General features: G+C 42.4%; 17 protein-coding genes. 6 read left to right on the forward strand and 11 right to left on the reverse strand.

Annotated elements, in window-relative coordinates; all coding sequences use genetic code 11:
• The first annotated feature begins 366 nt into the window (after positions 1-366).
• Positions 367-1,281, forward strand: a complete 915-nt coding sequence (htpX, locus tag QL982_RS09990) for a protease HtpX (RefSeq protein ID WP_290164613.1) — start codon at positions 367-369, stop codon at positions 1,279-1,281.
• Positions 1,282-1,454: 173 nt separating this feature from the next.
• Here the strand turns inward: htpX and QL982_RS09995 are convergent, their stop codons facing one another.
• The 4 genes from QL982_RS09995 to ftsY all read right to left on the reverse strand — a co-directional run bounded on the left by QL982_RS09995 (position 1,455) and on the right by ftsY (position 5,154).
• Complete coding sequence (locus tag QL982_RS09995; RefSeq protein WP_290190295.1) at positions 1,455-2,777, reverse strand: hypothetical protein; 1,323 nt, start codon at positions 2,775-2,777, stop codon at positions 1,455-1,457.
• A 21-nt stretch (positions 2,778-2,798) separates the two neighbouring features.
• On the reverse strand, positions 2,799-3,023 hold the full coding sequence (locus QL982_RS14545) for a hypothetical protein (RefSeq protein WP_290165098.1): 225 nt from the start codon (positions 3,021-3,023) through the stop codon (positions 2,799-2,801).
• A 591-nt stretch (positions 3,024-3,614) separates the two neighbouring features.
• Positions 3,615-4,187 carry a methylated-DNA--[protein]-cysteine S-methyltransferase gene (locus QL982_RS10000; RefSeq protein WP_290165100.1) on the reverse strand — a complete coding sequence of 191 codons (573 nt, stop codon included), beginning with the start codon at positions 4,185-4,187 and terminating at the stop codon, positions 3,615-3,617.
• A 55-nt stretch (positions 4,188-4,242) separates the two neighbouring features.
• Entirely contained in the window at positions 4,243-5,154 is a 912-nt protein-coding gene (gene ftsY / locus QL982_RS10005; protein WP_290165115.1) for a signal recognition particle-docking protein FtsY, read from the reverse strand.
• Positions 5,155-5,984: 830 nt separating this feature from the next.
• Here ftsY and QL982_RS10010 point away from each other — a divergent pair.
• From QL982_RS10010 to QL982_RS10020, 3 genes are all read left to right on the forward strand, one after another.
• Positions 5,985-6,149, forward strand: a complete 165-nt coding sequence (locus tag QL982_RS10010; RefSeq protein ID WP_290165102.1) for a hypothetical protein — start codon at positions 5,985-5,987, stop codon at positions 6,147-6,149.
• Between the two features lie 80 nt (positions 6,150-6,229).
• Positions 6,230-7,729, forward strand: a complete 1,500-nt coding sequence (locus QL982_RS10015) for a pitrilysin family protein (protein WP_290165104.1) — start codon at positions 6,230-6,232, stop codon at positions 7,727-7,729.
• Positions 7,730-7,810: 81 nt separating this feature from the next.
• Positions 7,811-9,379 (forward strand): pitrilysin family protein, encoded by a 1,569-nt coding sequence (locus QL982_RS10020; protein WP_290190296.1) that lies wholly within the window; start codon positions 7,811-7,813, stop codon positions 9,377-9,379.
• Positions 9,380-9,502: 123 nt separating this feature from the next.
• Here the strand turns inward: QL982_RS10020 and QL982_RS10025 are convergent, their stop codons facing one another.
• A complete protein-coding gene (locus tag QL982_RS10025) occupies positions 9,503-10,090 on the reverse strand; it encodes a hypothetical protein (protein WP_290165108.1) in 588 nt (195 codons plus the stop codon).
• A 115-nt stretch (positions 10,091-10,205) separates the two neighbouring features.
• The gene (locus QL982_RS10030) at positions 10,206-11,135 is read right to left on the reverse strand and encodes a D-Ala-D-Ala carboxypeptidase family metallohydrolase (RefSeq protein WP_290165111.1); all 930 of its coding nucleotides are present in this window, start codon (positions 11,133-11,135) and stop codon (positions 10,206-10,208) included.
• A 323-nt stretch (positions 11,136-11,458) separates the two neighbouring features.
• Here QL982_RS10030 and rodA point away from each other — a divergent pair, with 323 nt between their 5' ends.
• Positions 11,459-12,601: a rod shape-determining protein RodA gene (gene rodA / locus QL982_RS10035; RefSeq protein ID WP_290190297.1), complete on the forward strand. Its 1,143-nt coding sequence runs from the start codon at positions 11,459-11,461 to the stop codon at positions 12,599-12,601.
• Between the two features lie 706 nt (positions 12,602-13,307).
• Entirely contained in the window at positions 13,308-13,922 is a 615-nt protein-coding gene (locus tag QL982_RS10040; protein ID WP_290164584.1) for a septal ring lytic transglycosylase RlpA family protein, read from the forward strand.
• Between the two features lie 179 nt (positions 13,923-14,101).
• On the opposite strand, the gene radA is transcribed toward QL982_RS10040, so the two are convergent.
• From radA to QL982_RS10065, 5 genes are all read right to left on the reverse strand, one after another.
• Positions 14,102-15,538 carry a DNA repair protein RadA gene (gene radA / locus QL982_RS10045; protein WP_290164586.1) on the reverse strand — a complete coding sequence of 479 codons (1,437 nt, stop codon included), beginning with the start codon at positions 15,536-15,538 and terminating at the stop codon, positions 14,102-14,104.
• Between the two features lie 428 nt (positions 15,539-15,966).
• Positions 15,967-16,746 (reverse strand): LPS export ABC transporter ATP-binding protein, encoded by a 780-nt coding sequence (gene lptB / locus QL982_RS10050; protein ID WP_290164588.1) that lies wholly within the window; start codon positions 16,744-16,746, stop codon positions 15,967-15,969.
• Between the two features lie 88 nt (positions 16,747-16,834).
• Positions 16,835-17,413 (reverse strand): lipopolysaccharide transport periplasmic protein LptA, encoded by a 579-nt coding sequence (gene lptA, locus QL982_RS10055; protein WP_290164590.1) that lies wholly within the window; start codon positions 17,411-17,413, stop codon positions 16,835-16,837.
• An 89-nt stretch (positions 17,414-17,502) separates the two neighbouring features.
• Positions 17,503-18,087 (reverse strand): LPS export ABC transporter periplasmic protein LptC, encoded by a 585-nt coding sequence (gene lptC / locus QL982_RS10060; RefSeq protein ID WP_290164593.1) that lies wholly within the window; start codon positions 18,085-18,087, stop codon positions 17,503-17,505.
• Positions 18,084-18,650, reverse strand: coding sequence for an HAD hydrolase family protein (locus QL982_RS10065; protein ID WP_290164594.1), 567 nt, complete (start codon positions 18,648-18,650; stop codon positions 18,084-18,086). Before QL982_RS10065 ends, lptC begins: the two co-directional genes overlap by 4 nt.
• Positions 18,651-18,698 lie beyond the last annotated feature (48 nt).

Raw genomic sequence — 18,698 nt, forward strand, 5'->3', positions numbered from 1 at the left:
GTATTCGATCTGGTATTCTTTTATATTAACTATGGTTATGTCTGATGACAGCATACTTTTTAGAACACCACCCTTTTGTTTACAATAGTATGTAAGACCGTCCATTCGATAGTCGATGTGAGCGCCATTGTCATTGTCCAATATACATTGACTAAAATGACATGACAGCCAAAATCACCGTAAAATTTATCATATAGTTGAATTCAAATAATTTCGATACAAGGAAGTCGAGTGCAAGTGATACATTAGTATGCTTAGCGAGGATGACGATGTAGCGGATTTATATGGACTTGACTATAGCAAACAAACCTCTTAGAGAACCATCTATCGAGGTCATACCGACACTTTACATAGGAAGTTAGCGTCATGATGCGTATTGGATTATTTTTATTGACCAACTTAGCAGTGATTGTGGTATTTAGCATTGTGTTCGGTATATTGTCGAGGTTTTTTGGGATTGGTAGTGTCCATACGGCAGGTGGGCTGAACTATATTAGTCTTGCCATTATGTGTGGTATCTACGGTATGGTTGGCTCGATGGTGTCGCTATTTCTGTCAAAATGGATGGCCAAAAGATCAACAGGTACGGTCGTCATAGAATCTCCACGCAACGCGACTGAGCAATGGCTAGTCGATACGGTAGCCAAACAAGCCAAGGCGGTAAATATCGGCATGCCTGAGGTTGGTATTTTTAATAATTCACAGCCAAATGCTTTTGCGACTGGCTGGAATAAAAACAAGGCACTGGTGGCGGTGTCGTCTGGCCTACTACAGAATATGAATCAAGATGAAGTCGAGGCCGTATTGGCGCATGAGATTGGTCATGTGGCCAATGGCGATATGGTAACCCTTGCCCTCATTCAAGGCGTGGTGAACGCGTTTGTGATGTTCTTTGCACGCATTATCGGTAGTTTCGTTGATCGTACTGTGTTCAAAAATACCAGTAATCGACCAAGTATTGGTTACTTCATTACCAGTATCGTGATGGATATCCTGCTTGGGTTTTTGGCGTCTGCCATCGTCATGTGGTTCTCACGCTTACGTGAATTTCGTGCGGATCAAATGGGCGCAAAACTTGCTAGCCGCGAAAAAATGATCAGTGCGCTTAATGCGTTACGTCCTTCCGCGCAGCGCCCCGACCAAATGCCAGAGAGTATGAAAGCGTTTGCAATCTCGTCTGGGCAAACTCAAGGCTTTAGTATTGCAAACCTATTCCGCTCACACCCAACGCTTGATGACCGTATTGCGGCGTTGAGAGCGTACAATCCCAATCAGGTTTAATCAGTTAATTGTGTTTTAATTATAGGGTGTGCTGGGCGTACACTATTTGGCTTCCTAAAATTCATAAGTATTTGCACAGTTTTAATTAAAATTGATATTTTAAAATATATCAATTTTTAGTGTCGTGATTAAACATTCATCGATCACTACAATAGAAAATTAGCCGAGTGCTATTAAAAACCCAGCGCTTTATTGGGCGGTTTATTCAATATGGCATCTATATCTAGCGTTTCTAAATAAGAAATGAGTTTGTCAATTTCTAACTCAAAAGTTGCTTGCGGATTTGCCATCTCGTGAAATTTTATTTTCTTGTACTTTGGATCTCGTTCTGATATTTTCTCCCATGACTCTTTTTTATTCAAGTATATAGTAGTGCTATAGTCAATATAAGCTTGGCGATAGTATGGTATTAGCTCGTCATAATCAGGCTGTTTGGTTAATTTTGCCATTACTAACAGCGTATCTGGTTCAGGAACATAATCCACACCTCGATATTTATATCCTTGTTTATAAAGGCTTAGCTCTTTGCTGTCTTTGTTGGTGACCAGCATCTCATATAACATCGGTAAGCTACCACAAACTTTATAAAAATATAGAAACATATCAACGCAGCGATGTATTTCATTTTCATACTCTAGTAAGGTATAAACGATTGTCTCGTGTTCATCTTTATAGAAGGCTTCAGGTGTTGTACTTAATTTAAAGTTGACGAAGTCCCTTAGATTACTGCTATCTTTATTGTCAATATCCTGCGCTTTGTCCTTATTTATGGGATTAAAGTCATTGATAAAGATATACATAAAATTAAGAAACTCAACTCTCACTATTCCTTCTTCTATCCTGTAAAGATGGTCTATCTCTGGAAACATAGCTAGTATTAGCTGGATTCTTCCACAATCCACATCAAATACGGTTGGCTCCGGTTTTTTTATCTTAGTAATACCCGCTTCCTTTAACCGTGCACGTACTATTTGGTTGATGAGTTTTTTTAGGGGAGCGCTGGTGCTGGGCAACGTGTCTCTGTTCTCGTTCTCTTGTTTGAGTGTGACAAGCTGTTGTGCCCATGCCGCTAAGGTCTCCTTAGCAAAATCTATCCAGATCTTGGGGGTATTCTCGGTTAATACCGTACCATCAGGTAAAAACACCACTTCGATCTCTTGATGCAATACTACAAGGTTATGCTCTTGCGCTGCTTTGATAATAATCGCAGAAAACTCAATGGCGAGCTCCTCAGGAGCATGATCAATGCTTAAGACAGGGTCAGTAAAGCCGACCATCCAGTCTGTCATGTCACTATACATGTTAAGGATTTCATCATCATAGTAAGCTTTGGCTTCTTTTGTAAACTGCTCTACTGCTTTGGCAACTGCCATGAAGGCAGGATTACATCTTCTTGAAGCATTGTGTGATACCTGCGTTTCCATGTCCTGTGCGTCACTATAGCTGGTCGGTACGCCGTCTTTGATGTCCCATAAAAATAATCCATTGAAGCTCATGTGTTGTCCTTTTCTATTATTTCAAACATTTACTATAGTGTTATGTACTAAAATTCCAGAATGATCTACAAAATAAGTATGATTATTAGCTACTTCTAAGTTATAGACTATACCTACAAAAGGTATATAGCTTGCATCATATTCTTTACAATAGTTATCAAGGGCGACCCTATTTTTATTCTGTATCTCACCAAAGAAACCATTTTCATGATAAGGATTTATCTCTCTCACCCACCCTTCAGCCATTGCACCTACAAATTTCTACGCGGTTTCAGCAGGCGTTGATTCGTCTTCAAACTCATCAGGGTTGCCATACTCAGGATGGTCATAGTCAATATCCTCACTATAATATATATCTTCAAGCACTTTTATGTCGCTCTGATGATATGTACCTGAGTACCAATAATAATCAGGATTGATGTGTGCATTTTCTTTTACAAACTGGTAGATAGGCTGAACTTTCTTAACATAAAACAGAATACCATCTGCGTTGACTACGATATCGTAATGATCTAACTCATCGACTCACTTCCAGCAAGGCTCTTTATGAAAATCAATATCGCGTACGAGTCCTTTATTAGGTTTACCGCTACCGATTACTTTTATAGGGTGATTAGAGGTAGTCAAAAAATTACCCACAACGGTAGATTTATAAACTAAATCATCTATTTCATTACCATACATATCATCACTGAGAAATACTTTTCTGAATTATCCATCACTCTTCCCTTTTTAATTATAGTTTTAAAATAAATAGCACTCGTTTAAAGTCCAATAAAAAAAACCAAACGCTATTTAAAACGCTTGGCTTCTCAATAAATAAGTAGACACTACCAATCAAGGCTTACACTTAACCCCTTCTAGTGCTAGTAAATACTCTTTTTTATCTAGCCCGCCTGTATAGCCACCAAGCTTGCCATCGCTAGCAATGACTCGATGGCAAGGCACGATAATGCTAAAAGGATTTTTGCCATTGGCCTGTGCGACCGCACGAAACCCTTTTGGATTATCAACACGCTTTGCCAATGTGGCATAGCTGATCGTTTCGCCATGAGGTATTGTTTGCAACCCTCTCCATACTCTCTGCTGAAACTCTGTTCCTAAAGACATATCCAAAGGCAAATCAAAATCTTTGCGTTCGCCACTAATGTATTCATTGATTTGCTCGATGGCAGTCAGCAAGAGAGCCTGCGTTCTATCAGAAATGCTTAGGCTATTTTTATCTATAAAGGTAAAGTCTTCATCTATTAGGCCATAGTGCTTTTTAAGTTTAGGTACAGATTTTGAGTTATGCCATGAGTTACCTGCCAACAGCCAGTTGGCTTCAACAAGCATAGGTTGACCATGCTCATTGACACGAGCAATCAGTGTTAATCGATGTAACCCAAAGGCTGCTGTGGTAACTATCATAGCGTCTACTTCCAAATTGTTTTAAAAATTATTTACCAGCTAAAAATAGGCTATTTTATTCTTTATCATCGGTCTCAAACAAGGCAGCGACAAATTGCTTTGGACTAAAGGCACGTAAGTCATCAATCGACTCACCCACACCAATATAGCGAATAGGCACGTCCGTTGTCTCAGCAATATTAAAGACTACGCCACCTTTCGCCGTACCATCTAATTTGGTAATCGTAATACCGGTCAATGGTACGATTTTATTAAATAACTCTACTTGGTTAATCGCATTTTGACCTGTGCCAGCATCAAGCACAATCATGCCTTCGTGCGGGGCGCTTGGATCGGCTTTACGCATGACACGTACCACTTTTTCTAGTTCTGCCATCAGATGTGTTTTGTTCTGCAGACGTCCAGCGGTATCGGCTATTAGTACATCGATGTTTTTTGCTTTGGCAGACTGCATGGCATCAAAGATGACAGAGGCGCTATCAGAGCCATGACCTTGTGCTACGACTGGTATGTTATTGCGCTCACCCCAAATTTGCAGCTGCTCAGTGGCTGCCGCACGGAACGTATCGCCAGCAGCTAGCATGACTGATTTGCCTTCACCTTGTAAGCGTTTGGCCAGCTTACCAATCGTGGTGGTTTTACCCACGCCATTGACGCCCACCACTAATATGACAAACGGTTTTTTGCTGGTATCAATCACCAGCGGCTCAACTTTTGGCGTTAGGATATCAACCAATTCGCTTTGCAAAGCTTTATATAAGGAATGTGCATAAATCAAGTCACCACGGGCTGTCTGCTCAGTTAAGCTCTTAATGATACGGTTGGTTGCATTTACCCCGATATCAGCGACCAATAGCTGATCTTCGACCTCTTCTAACAGCTCATCATCGATCTCTTTGCCACCGATCAAGATACTGACCATACCTTCGGCCAGATTTTTGCGTGACTTACTCAGTCCCGTCTTCATACGATTAAACCAACTGCCTTTTTTCTTACTGTCTTCAGTCTCTGATGACTCTGCTGCTTGCGCACTGTTATTGGCAACGGGGCTCACACTTGGACGGTCTCCCAATTGCTCCTGCAATGGCATCGTCGGAATGGTTGATGCCGTATTGGATTTACTCGTCGTTTCTGTTTCTTTGGCACGAGAAAAACTTTCAGATGAACTTTTAGGTACGTTATGCTCTTCTGTCATAACGATTGGTGTGGCCAAAGCAATGTTATCTGCTGCATCGGCACTGGATACCTCTTTATTTGCTGTGCTGACTTTTTGTGCGTCTACAGTTTTTATCTCAGTCTCAGTCTCATCGATAATGGGCACAGATTGCGCTGGCAGACTGGGTAAGGTAATATCATCGTCGTCCAAGTCATCTAGATCGCCATCGAGATTGATGACCACACGACCGCTATTGTTTGGGTTATTCATAAGCTTGCCCTAAAAGTTATCACTATCAGTTATTTGATTATTTTAAATGGATTTATATGTCATCATGTTTTTATCATCGGCATGACAGACAATTTTCAACCTAGTTTATCATAATTCGAGTGGCGCTCAGCCCTTACCATCATAGACTATCGTCAAAACTTATTCGTTTGGAAGGTAATGTAATTGGTGAAGAAAGTTTCGCTTAAGATTTGGACACAAAAATCTGACCTTACGCATGCTAAACTTCGCCTACTCTACCAAAGTTTATCCTAGAACAAGTCTGATACCAAAACATACTAGGCCTTGTCCTCAGTCTGAACCCTAAACTATTTCATCCCTGCTTGTTCGACTATTATATTTAGGAATCATCTATGTTTTTACGATCTAATACTCATAAAACACACGATAAAAAAGTCATCACTATCAGCGCCGCGTTATTACTCACGACATTTGCACTATCTGCAACTGGCTGTAGTACCACCCAAGAATTTAAGCCAACTGCCAGTGTGATGGTTGGGGCGCATAAATCTTTATAACGCTTTCTATCGATTGAATTGAAAGTGACATATACACTCATTCGTTTACCAGTTGCCATTTTATATAAGTAGAACTTACCATGCCACTGCCTTTATCATTGTCTTTATCACTGCCTACTATTTCACTACGTGCTGCCTGTGCCCTAGCAATGGCAACGACTCTTGCCGCGTGTCAGACCCATACAATCAATACCAATCCGGTGTCGGCTACTCAAAACCCAGCAGCACAAGATACCTTAAATCAAAATACAGCAGGTCAAGATATTCAGCAATCATCAGCACTAACCATGGATCTGTCAGGTCGACACGAATATCAATTAGAAAACGGTCTAAAGATAGTGGTAAAAGAAGACCATCGCGCCCCAGTGGTCATGACACAGATTTGGTATCGAGTAGGCTCCGTAGATGAGCCACTTGATAAAGGTGGTATCTCTCATCTTCTTGAGCACATGATGTTTAAAGGTACGGCTGATGTTTCAAGCGATGATTATGAACGTTTGATTACCAAGTTTGGCGGGGTCAACAATGCCTTTACCAGTTACGATTATACGGGTTACTACGAGCTGTTCCCTGCCAACCGCTTTCCTTTAGCACTAGAGCTTGAAGCAGATCGCATGAAGCACCTTATCTTCAATGACAAAGAATTTGCCAAAGAGCACCAAGTGGTCATGGAAGAGCGCCGTCAGCGTACTGATGACAATCCGCTTGCCAAAGCTTATGAGTCTTTTCGTTTACTCGCATTGCCTGATAGCCCAAAAGGTGAATCCGTCATTGGTCCGATGGACGAACTTGCATCCATTTCACTCGCAGATTTAATAGAGTGGTATAAGACATGGTATGCACCAAACAATGCCACTTTGGTTATCGTCGGTGATGTTGAACCCAAAGAAGTATTGGCCCAAGTCAAACGTTACTTTGGTGATTTGAAACCAAGCGACTTACCCACACGCCCTACCGTTAGTCAAAAAGGTTTTCGTGGCTATCAGCAAGTAGACTCTGAGCAGGCGGTACAAGTGCCAGTGCTACTGATGGGTTACAACGTCCCTAGCCTTGTCACGGCAGGCACAAGCAACGAAAAACAGGCTTATGCACTCTCACTTGCCCAAGACGTACTCGATGGTGGTCTATCAGCGCGCCTAGAGAGCCGCCTGATACGCGAGCAAGGTCTACTGACCACGGTCGGTACTTCATATGACTTGCTAGATCGCGGTGATGGGCTGTTTTTGATACAAGCAACGCCGCGTGAAGGTGTCAGCTTAGCGCAGGCACAGCAAGCCATCACTTTAGAAATAGAAAATCTTAAAACGGATCCCATAGCTACCGATGAAATCAGCCGTGCCAAAACCAATACAGTGACAGGCCTCGTCTATGCGCAAGACAGCATGGAGGGTCAAGCACGTATGATTGGCTCATTACAGTCTATCGGTCTGGATGACCAGTTGCTGGCCGAACTACCCACGAAACTGGACAGCGTCACGATAGCTGACATACAAGCGGCCAGCAAAAAATATCTGGTCAAGGACAATTTGACAGTGATGCATGTTGTACCCCCTAAAGATTCCGCCAAGACAGAGAAATGATAATGCTGTATTGGGGCGTATCCTCATCATCTATTTAATATAAGCGCCACTTATAAAGACCTTATTCATAAGAAGAAAACCATGACTCAGAATAATGATTTATTGCAAAATAACAAAAATGCATGCAACTTAATGCCATTAGCTCACCCCACAAAGAAACAGCCATCGCCTCTTCGCGTTGGCATACTATTAGGTCTAACGACATTGACGATGACAGCCCAAGCCGACACCGCAGGCGCTGAAGATTACCGTGCACCTGCCGTAGTTGATACAAGTGCGCCAATCGCCGCCTTATCTAAGCTTTCCAGTATTCAAGATGCCAAGCCTTTAAAAGTGACGGTGCCAACGATTCAATCATTTAAAACCAAAGCTGGCGTACCTGTCTTGTTTGTACAAGCGGCAGCACTACCAATTGTCGATGTGGATTTACGTTTTAATGCTGGCAGTGCGCGTGATGGTAGTATCAAAAAAGATGGTTTTGGCATTGCCAATATGACCGCGACGATGCTCGAACAAGGCTCAACAAGCCTAGATGAAAATGCATTCACCCGAGCCGTTGAAACCTTGGGCATCAATCTGAGTAGTGGTGCCTATAAGGATATGTTCATTGTCTCGCTACGCAGCTTATCGGACGATAAACACCTTTTACCAGCCATCGATTTGATGACACAGATGGTGAGCGAGCCTACGTTCAATGACGAAATCCTCGCCCGCAATAAAGCGCGGCTACTGGTTGGCTTACAACAGCAAAAACAAGACCCAAACAGCCTTGCTAGCATCGCGTTTAATGATGCTCTATATGGTGAACACCCTTACGCTCATCCATCAGTAGGTACGCTTGACAGTGTCCCTACTATTGAAAAGCAACAACTGATAGATTTTAAAAATCGCTATTTGGTCGCGGCAAATGCTTCTATTTCTTTGACAGGCAATCTGACATTGGAACAAGCAAAAAAATTGGCTGAGGATATCACCAGCGAGTTGCCAATGGGTCAACCTGCAGCTGAACTGCCTGAACCAAAACCACTGAGCCAACCCAAGCACATTCATATCCCATTCCCAAGCACTCAAACCACCGTACTCATGGGACAATTGGGAGATAAACGCGCCACTGATACCCCATCGCAGCAAAAACAAACCAATTTTTCTGTCGGCAATGAAGTATTAGCAGGCGGCGGTTTTAGCGCGCGACTCATGACTGAAATCAGACAAAATCTTGGCTATACCTATGGTATTTCAGGATCGATGAACCCCATGCTCGCGAAAGGCCCTTATCAAATTGGATTTTCGACCCGTAATGACAAGGCTCGAGCGGCTATTGATGCCAGTCTAGAAGTCATCAACGATACTTTGGACAACGGTATCACCAGCACTGAGATGCGCCTAACGACGGACAATCTTAAAAATAGCTTTCCGATGGGCTTTGCGAGTAATGCAGGGATTAATGGTTTATTGGGAGTGATGAATTTTTATCAGCTACCAAATAACTACTTAGCTGACTACACCAATCGTATTGATCAAGTCACGCTTTCAGAAGTCAATCAGACCATGCGTGATACGCTAAAGCCTAATAATTTTTTGATCGTGACCGTTGGGCAGGATGATCCTTGGAAAGAAAAAACACCTTCAAAAAAGCGCAGTAAAAAATAACACCTTAGGGCAGCTTGATAGCAGTGAGTGATACAAGTTGAGTAAACGTATGATGAGTGGTAACAGACAACCTTAACACCACTCATCCTACCTGTTGTAGCGTAAAAATCATCAACCACAGCGTTAAGAATACTCATTATCCGAAATACTCAAGGCAACATCATACACAAACTGCTCAGGTTTATACATTGCGCCATTATAGCTCAGTCGAATAATATGCTTATCATAAGACGTTACCTGATAATTGCCATTGGCAAAATTATGTAACGTGGGCACGATTAACAGTGCTTCAATTTGACTGTCGTTGAGGCTAACCGAAATATATTGACCATCACGCGGGTATAAAAAATAATCACAGTAGTCGTTCACCATGACTTCTGATATACGTTCAACGACCTGACTATCCACCTCTTCTTGTATCAATTTTGGACAAACATCTGAACGTTTGGATGCCAGACGAGCGTAAGAGTTTCTAATACCTTCTTCTATGTTTTTAGAGCTCTGTATATGTCTATCAGACTCTATCGCAGATTTGTCCGTTACCAAGACACTGTCATCAGAAGACAGCTCTGTACCACAAGCACTGATCATTAGTATGGACATAAGTATCGAAATAAACAAAGTACCACGCTGATAGTTCGCATGCCGTGGGCTTTGCTTATTTTTATCTGACTTATTGTAGTGTGCTATTACTGAGCGCTGGTTTTTCATAAATTTCGCTTAAAGTAAACGTGGGCTTTTCTTATATGGACGATAAGGATATAAATGTGCATGTGTATGATAGCAAATCTATGCCCGCTCACACTTTTAATGATTGACGAGCCGCTTAATAACGGCAAGAAGAGCTACTACTAGCGTGATTGAATCCCCATTTTCGATGGCCGTCAGTATCTAAATGAATAGCGCCTGTTGCGTATAAACCCAAGCCAAAATTGTGAGGCTGACCCTGATATTGCCAAAACTGACACAACCCATCCTGCATGGTGCTCAAACGCCATAAATTGTCTTCGTACTCTGGCACCCAAATATCTATAGCGCTCGCATTCATGTGTTTACTACCATCAGCACCGCCTGCACAGTCATTCAATCCAGGATTGCGATATACCGAACGTATCTCACTACTGAGCGGCAAAACCCCTTGGTTTTTCAACTCACTATAAAGACGCAAGGTTGGTACAATATTAGACCATAACTCTTGCGGTGGTAGCTGATAAGGCTCATATCCACATTTGTTCCAGCTACGCGCAGTTGTGAGTAACTGAGACAATGGCGGCACATTTTGTGCCCCTATTCGTGAGCTGAGATAACGTTCATACTCTGCTATTTGCTTAGCACGGTAGCTATTGCTATTTAACCACGTATTAAAATCCATGTTCATAGCGTCTTTATAAGCGCCATTATAGGTATTGTTTGATGTACTATAAGTAGCAGCACGTCTCAGCACATTCACACGTTTGTTTTCTTCAATGGACAAACTGGCATCAATGTCAAAATTACGCTGTTTTTGGGCAATCAAACTTTGCATACTGTCGCCACTCGACATGGTGACACCCGGTCGTGAGTTTGAGCCATGGGTAGAAGGTGTGATATAAGGATTACTGTTATCGTTTGTACTATTACCCTGACGCACTTGAATACGGCGCTCACTATCGTCACTGATAATAGCGGCATGAACACTGACACTACTGGCACACAGGATAAGTGTGATAATAGGCTGGCAAATTTGCCTATAGGCATGGATGTTTGATTTTATCATTGCAATACACTACCGCTAAAAACGTTTTATCGATACTATCAAATTTTCAACAAGCAGGCTAAACTATCGCTTCTGATTTTAGGTGCGATATTCATAATTAACACTTATCCCTATCTTTTTTATAATTACGTGACTTTATTACTTGTGTGTTAATCATGCACTTGTTATTTGCTAACACGCTCTTATTAGAGTTAGGACATGTCATCAATATACTAATTGATGACACGCCCTAATATTTTATACCTTTTCTCATTCTCTGTTTACGATGAGATATTTTTAACTCGCCTCTCTCTCCTACATCAATTGTTAGCCAAATTCTGCCTATGTCTTCTAACCCGCAATATCGTTTTTCACGTCAGAGCCATCATTTAGGTCAAGGTAATGCCCCGACACTATGGCAACGTATCCATATCGACCCATGGTTGACCTTGCTGCTATTGACGGTTTGCTGTATTGGCTTGACGATTCTCTATAGTGCTTCCAGCCAAGATATCGGCATGGTCATCCGTCAAATGGTCAGCTACGGTGTGGCATTCACAGTGATGTTCATCATGGCACAAATACCGCCCAGCTTGTATCGTACTTTTACGCCCATATTTTATGTGCTAGGGCTCATATTATTGATATTGGTAGATATCATCGGTGAAGTGCGTATGGGTGCTCAGCGCTGGATTAACTTACCTGGGTTTGGCAGTGTGCAGCCTTCGGAATTTATGAAGCTCGGTATGCCAATGATGTGCGCTTGGTTTTTGTCCAAGCGTGATCTGCCGCCTTCGGCATCCAGTATTGCGATTACTTTGGCATTGATTATTGTCCCTGTTCTATTGATCGCTAAAGAACCTGATCTGGGTACCTCACTGCTGGTCGCTGCTAGTGGGATATTTGTGCTTTTTTTGGCGGGCCTCTCTTGGCGTTTAATTTCGGCCGCTGTGATTTTAGCCATACCATTTATTGCTTTCGCTTGGAACTTTTTACTTCATGACTACCAGCGTACGCGTGTATTGACACTACTGAACCCTGAAGCAGATGTACAGGGTGCGGGCTGGAACATCATTCAGTCAAAAACCGCCATTGGTTCTGGTGGTCTCACTGGAAAAGGCTATTTAGAAGGCACACAGTCACATCTGCACTTCTTACCAGAAGGCCATACTGACTTTATCATTGCCGCTTTCTCCGAAGAGTTTGGTTTGCTCGGGGTGATGTTGCTAATGTTTATCTACTTCTGCCTTTTATCACGTGCCTTGTATATTGCTCTCACTCATCCTGACGTCTATAGCAGGCTGCTCGCTGGTGCGATTGCCATGTCTTTCTTTGTGTATATATTCGTCAATGTCGGTATGGTTGGCGGGATTTTGCCAGTGGTAGGTGTCCCTCTACCGTTCATTAGCTATGGTGGTACGGCCATCGTGACTTTAATGGCAGGATTTGGCTTATTGATGTCTATCCATACGCATAAATCGGAATAATGGATGCAACGTAGGATGATATCGGTATTCACAATAGTTACAAACCAGACATAATAAGCGGTTATAACACTCATTATGTCTATCCGTAACTAAGTGCTATTTTTAATTCCGACCTATTCTCTGCAAGTACAGAAATATTTTATTCCTTGTTTTTTACAAAAAATTGCGTTAACCTCGGTTTACTGTACGTTGATACATAACCCGTACATAGCTACTAATAAACTTTGCATTTAATTATATTTAGGTTGTAGCCTAGCCGTATAGTTAGCATCTTGTAGATTCCAAGCTTTCAAATACACTACTTAATTAACGGTTTAATAACAAAGCGATACGCGATATCCTTTAAATCTTTTATTAACGTAGCATTCTAAAAAAGTTTGTATATCAGACATCATGTAAATACGACATATAGCGACATTGATACTCAGCCTTAGATTTTTGGCTTTGTATTCAATGAATATCGCTGACTATCATTTGAGCATGTCATAAACAACGTTGGTTATTATTTCCATTACGTATTTATGATAATGAAATGAAAAATTACCATATATTAAGATCTATAAGAGTCATTCATTAATCACTATCAAAACAATAGATTAATGCGAATGCTCTAGAGTTTGAAACATTGTTAGATTGGTCTAATAATGCCTCACTCAATCTAAAATTTTTAGAGTTAGGTCTTGGTGTATAAGTTATAGAGGTATTTATGAATAAGCGTTTATCTGGTTTACTTACACTGTCAGCCGTTTTTTTTGCTGGCTCTACAGTCGCTACAAGTGCAAATGCTGTAGAAGCAAAAACCACACTTGCGATGATTTCGCAAGATAACGCCTCCCACATTGATCGTGTACTTGGTGAGCTTAGCCGTCAACATGATGGCGCATCAAGTTTGGTAAAATCAGCACGTCAGCCTACGTCATTGGCGCTTAGTAGTTCATTGTTAGCCAATGATACTTCTCAAGTGACGAATAATGAGGATGTATTAGAGCGCCTGACAGCTGTCGCCTCTAATTCGGTCAGCAAATTTAAGCAAACAGGCCTAGCCTCTTGGTATGGCCGTAAGTTTCATGGTCGCAAGACAGCCAGTGGTGAAACATTCGATATGAATGGTTTGACGGCAGCGCATCGTTCATTACCTTTAAACTGCTATGTTAAAGTCACCAATAAGACCAATGGCAAAAGCGTCGTGGTAAAAGTCAATGATCGTGGCCCATTTCATGGTAACCGTGTGTTAGATTTGTCTTATGGTGCTGCCAAAAAACTCGGTATTACGAGCAAAGGCGTGGGCAATGTCTCTATCGAGCGTGTCTCAGGGCCATAGTTCTGACATCATAGCCTATCTGAATTTAACGTAAAAAGCGCCTAGCTAATAATCAGCTAGGCGCTTTTTTATGGTTTTGATTGATGCTTTTTATTAATAGCTTTCGTTGATAATTTCAAAGAGTCAAAGTCTATATCGACTTAACTATTTGGCACAAAGTATGATAAATTTTGAATACTTTACAGCTCAAATGCACTTTCGATGGCATCATCAAGCCGCTCAACAGCAATCACATTGATACCTTTAAACTGAGGCGCATCCTTAGCAGGCGCATTGGCCTTTGGAATGATGGCATGTTTAAATCCATGTTTCATTGCTTCTTTTAAACGCTCTTGCCCATTAGGTACAGGGCGAATTTCACCAGAGAGTCCTACTTCACCAAAGACCGCTAATGACGATGGTAATGCTCTTTCTTTAATGCTGGAAGCGCAAGCCAACAATACGGCTAAGTCAGACCCTGTTTCGATGACCTTGACGCCGCCGACGACATTGACGTAGACATCTTGTCCACTGGTATGAATACCACCGTGACGATGCATGACTGCTAGTAGCATGGACAAACGCTGAAAATCCAACCCCAACGCCATCCGTCTAGGCGAGCCTTGTGAGTCATCTACTAATGCCTGCACTTCCACCAATAAAGGTCTAGTGCCTTCACGACTGACCATGACCACAGATCCAGCAACAGGCTTGTCATAGCGACTTAAAAATATCGCTGATGGGTTGGCGACTTCTTTGAGTCCCATATCAGTCATACCAAAGATACCTAACTCGTTAACCGCCCCAAAACGATTTTTGACCGCGCGGATCATCCGAAAACGAGAATCTGACTGACCTTCAAAGTAGAGTACCGTATCAACCATATGCTCAAGCACACGCGGACCAGCTAGCGTGCCTTCTTTGGTTACATGCCCCACTAGAAACAGCGCTGTACCCGTTTGCTTGGCATAACGCGTCAAAATAGCCGCAGACTCTCGAATCTGACTGACACCGCCTGGCGCAGAGTTGATAGCGTCCGTATAAATGGTCTGAATAGAATCAATAATAGCGATGGCAGGCTGTTCTTGGGTCAATGCGGCACAAATGGTTTCTACATTAGTCTCAGCGAGTACGCGCAGTCTATCAGCGGGCAAATCTAAGCGCTTGGCTCGCATGGCTACCTGCGCCAGCGACTCTTCACCCGTCACATACAGCGCACTACCTGCCAATGAGTCTGCTCGTGCCATATTGGTCGCTGTCTGCAACAAAATAGTTGACTTACCAATACCCGGATCACCACCGATTAACACCACGGAGCCCGCCACCAACCCACCACCGAGCACGCGATCAAACTCACTAATGCCTGTTGGTAAGCGTGTGTCTAGCGTCACGTTTACCGCGTTCAGTGGCATGACGGCACTATGTGTGCCAGAATAATTACCAGCTGGCGCACTGGTACCACGAGTAGCGGCTCGGGCACTATTGGGTTTGGCAGTGCTTTTATTATGATGGGGCATACTGACATTTGGTGCTTCGACCAAGCTATTCCATTCACTGCAATCTGTACACTGCCCTGCCCATTTACCAAAATGCGCGCCGCAATGCTGACAGACATAGCTGCTTTTATTTTTTGCCATAGCTTATGAGCCTTATTCAGATGATCAATCGAGAATAATGAATAGAGTATTGTCACGCTTCATGAGCGTTAACTTAAAAACGTTTGTTATGATAAACCAGCCATTTATTTTGCAAGCTGTGCTGTTCAGAAAGGATGATATTAAGGCCTATTCTCATTTTAAAAATAGTGGTAAAAATGAGATAAATTGTCGTCACAAAAGAAAAATAATGCAAATAATATCGAGATATTTACCAAATGCTTGACACTGTTTAGCAAAATTTAGCCATTTTTAGCTCATTTAAATGACGATTGATGGAATTGAGGACATGCTCTAGGTATAGATGATGTTCAAATATATCTAGTAGCAGCTGGCCTATCGATTTTATCGAGAAAATCTAGCCAGCTATCAACATGGGTATAAGATAGTAGGCTTGTTCAGATCCTAACTTATACTTGGAAATCTTTACCTAGATAGACAGATTTTACTAACTCGTTTTCTAAGACTTCAGCGGAGGTACCTTCTGCAATGATAGCGCCTTCTGAGACGATATAAGCCTTTTCACAAATAGCCAATGTATCTCGGACATTATGATCGGTAATCAAAACGCCAATACCGCGGTTCTTTAACGTCAAAATAACGTCTTTGATATCACCAACGGAGATCGGATCGACTCCTGCGAACGGCTCATCCAATAAGATAAACTTAGGATCAGCGGCCAATGCACGCGCAATCTCGCAACGACGACGCTCACCGCCTGACACACTCATACCCTGAGACTTGCGCACATGCTCCAAATGAAACTCACCAATCAGCTTTTCAAGCTCTTGCTGTTGTTCAGCTTTACTTAACTTTGTACGAGTCTGCAGGATAGCCAAGATATTGTCTTCAATAGACAATTTACGAAAGATTGATGCTTCTTGTGGTAAATAGCCAATGCCCGCACGAGCGCGCTCATGCATTGCATATTTAGACAGGTCCATTTTTCCTAAAGTAACACGGCCTTTATCCATATTGACCAGTCCCACCACCATATAAAAACTGGTCGTCTTGCCAGCGCCATTAGGGCCTAATAATCCGACAACTTGCCCTTGCTCGACAGAAAACGAGACATCTTTAACGACCCAACGCTTACCATAGCGTTTGCCCAAATTTTGCATAGTCAATCGAGCGACTGGCGCCGTATTGGTATTTGATGCCGACAGGTCTATATTTTTATTATCGCTCATAACTTACTCTTACTTTCACAAAATTTAAGCATTGCTAAAGACGTATTTGCCTATTTACAGCTTGCGACTTGCCGTTTGTTTGCTTTGATTAGCGCACGCCACTTTGGTTCGTACCATTATTAGGCGGGAATACCAATTCGACACGCTGATTACCGCCAGCGGTTGCTTCGACATCACCTGCTTTTAGGCTATAGCGGATGACATTACCAGCGAAACTGGCGCCATTCTGAACCAGCTTGGCATTCCCTGTTAATGTGATGATTCCAGACACTGCATTATAATCAATTTTATTTGCTTGACCTTTTGCTATGCCTTTTTCTGGTGTGACCACTTGCTGCATCGTGGCTGGACGACCTGTTGCTACCGCTGAATTGATGCTGCGCTGCTGAGAGAGGTTGACTGTGATATTATCAGCCGTCATCTTGAAGGTGCCCTGAGTAATAATGACATTGCCTGCATAACTGGTCACGCCTGTACGCTCACTATAAGTGGCTTTGTCCGCTAGCAATTTAATCTGCTGATTGGAATCTGATGGCAACGCATGGCTATATAGCGGTAGCGCCAATAGCATAACCATTGGCAAAGCGCGCAATTTATGTAAGCCAAGCGATACTTGACTAAAGCAGGTCGATAATGGGCGTAAAGTAGGCAAAAATTTAAGTTTCATATAAATAACTCGTTTCATAATGGGTGGTGGGATTTGCAAACTTTATGCTAGCTGCTATTTTTTGACACCGTGAATAGGAAAACTTTAGATCAAAACAATGCTTTGTCTTGGCGTTCAGCTGGAGAAAAAGCAACAGCAACTTGGCCAAATTCATATTCACCCGTCTCAAGATTGGCGGTCATATTAGAAGCTTCAAACCGATTCATGCCTTGTTCAATCTGTACAGGCGCATCGCTATACACTTTTCCTGACTGCGTATTGCCTTTTAGCGTACTGCCAGTCACTTTTATTGGCTCAATGTCAGGTGAGCTTTTATTGCCTTCGCTAATCAGTGAAAATCCATCTGACAAGCTCAGCTCACCTGTCTGTTGACTGATGGCTGCACTACCCGCTTGAATACGATAGCGTTGATCTGTAGATGGCTCCCAATTCATGGTAATGCCTGACATTTCATCTTGATTGGTCACAGGGTTATGCGTTAAAGACTCGGCAGTAAGCTCGTATTCGGTTTCGCCTTGCTCATTCGTCTGTACGGCCTTGATCTCGGTGGCTTCATAATCGACATCTGTCGTTTCGATATTAACAGGCGGCGTGACGTCGCCTTGCTGCCGAAAGAACCAGCCAGCAATACCGGTGATAATTAATGCTAATACAATTAAGACACGTGTATTCACGACGATTTATCCTGAGTTTGAGCCTCATCAAGCGTATAGTGCGCGATAAAGTCTTGATAATGTCCATGACCTTTTAAGATAAGATCACAAACCTCGCGTACCGCACCAGTACCCCCTGCACGAGTCGTCACCATATCACTACGCTTGATGACTTCGGCATGCGCATTAGGCACGGTGGCCGCAAATCCGACCGTCTGCATTGCTTTAATATCTGGTAAATCATCACCCATATAGGCACAGTCAGCAGCTGTGATATTAAGTGCAGGATCAAGAGAAGACAGCAGCTCATTTAGCGCAATCAGTTTATCATCGCGCCCTTGCACCACATAGTTGACGCCGATTTCTGCTGCGCGTTTATCTACCATCGCACTACTACGACCTGTAATAATGGCTGTCAAGATACCGTAACGCGCTAGAGATTTAACACCCACGCCGTCATGCACTGAAAACGCTTTGGTCTCGATACCATTGGCGTCATAGATAATTTGACCATTGGATAAAATACCATCAACATCCATAACCAATAGCTTTACTTGTCCGGCTTTCTGTATTAAGTCTTGCATTATTTGTCTCTTTTTAACGTCTATTTTCTAAGCGTTATTTTATATAAT

The sequence above is a fragment of the Psychrobacter sp. 5A.1 genome, assembly GCF_030407455.1.
In the GTDB taxonomy this organism is placed as follows: domain Bacteria; phylum Pseudomonadota; class Gammaproteobacteria; order Pseudomonadales; family Moraxellaceae; genus Psychrobacter.

What these genes read in the sequence shown, in the direction of transcription:
- lptA (WP_290164590.1), bottom strand. Translation starts at nt 17,413, where the DNA reads ATGAAACTTAAATTTTTGCCTACTTTACGCCCATTATCGACCTGCTTT.
- rodA (WP_290190297.1), top strand. Translation starts at nt 11,459, where the DNA reads ATGTCTTCTAACCCGCAATATCGTTTTTCACGTCAGAGCCATCATTTA.
- QL982_RS10040 (WP_290164584.1), top strand. Translation starts at nt 13,308, where the DNA reads ATGAATAAGCGTTTATCTGGTTTACTTACACTGTCAGCCGTTTTTTTT.
- QL982_RS14545 (WP_290165098.1), bottom strand. Translation starts at nt 3,023, where the DNA reads ATGGCTGAAGGGTGGGTGAGAGAGATAAATCCTTATCATGAAAATGGT.
- ftsY (WP_290165115.1), bottom strand. Translation starts at nt 5,154, where the DNA reads ATGAAGACGGGACTGAGTAAGTCACGCAAAAATCTGGCCGAAGGTATG.
- QL982_RS10030 (WP_290165111.1), bottom strand. Translation starts at nt 11,135, where the DNA reads ATGATAAAATCAAACATCCATGCCTATAGGCAAATTTGCCAGCCTATT.
- QL982_RS10015 (WP_290165104.1), top strand. Translation starts at nt 6,230, where the DNA reads ATGCCACTGCCTTTATCATTGTCTTTATCACTGCCTACTATTTCACTA.
- QL982_RS10025 (WP_290165108.1), bottom strand. Translation starts at nt 10,090, where the DNA reads ATGAAAAACCAGCGCTCAGTAATAGCACACTACAATAAGTCAGATAAA.
- QL982_RS10065 (WP_290164594.1), bottom strand. Translation starts at nt 18,650, where the DNA reads ATGCAAGACTTAATACAGAAAGCCGGACAAGTAAAGCTATTGGTTATG.
- htpX (WP_290164613.1), top strand. Translation starts at nt 367, where the DNA reads ATGATGCGTATTGGATTATTTTTATTGACCAACTTAGCAGTGATTGTG.
- radA (WP_290164586.1), bottom strand. Translation starts at nt 15,538, where the DNA reads ATGGCAAAAAATAAAAGCAGCTATGTCTGTCAGCATTGCGGCGCGCAT.
- QL982_RS09995 (WP_290190295.1), bottom strand. Translation starts at nt 2,777, where the DNA reads ATGAGCTTCAATGGATTATTTTTATGGGACATCAAAGACGGCGTACCG.
- QL982_RS10000 (WP_290165100.1), bottom strand. Translation starts at nt 4,187, where the DNA reads ATGATAGTTACCACAGCAGCCTTTGGGTTACATCGATTAACACTGATT.
- QL982_RS10020 (WP_290190296.1), top strand. Translation starts at nt 7,811, where the DNA reads ATGACTCAGAATAATGATTTATTGCAAAATAACAAAAATGCATGCAAC.
- lptB (WP_290164588.1), bottom strand. Translation starts at nt 16,746, where the DNA reads ATGAGCGATAATAAAAATATAGACCTGTCGGCATCAAATACCAATACG.
- QL982_RS10010 (WP_290165102.1), top strand. Translation starts at nt 5,985, where the DNA reads ATGTTTTTACGATCTAATACTCATAAAACACACGATAAAAAAGTCATC.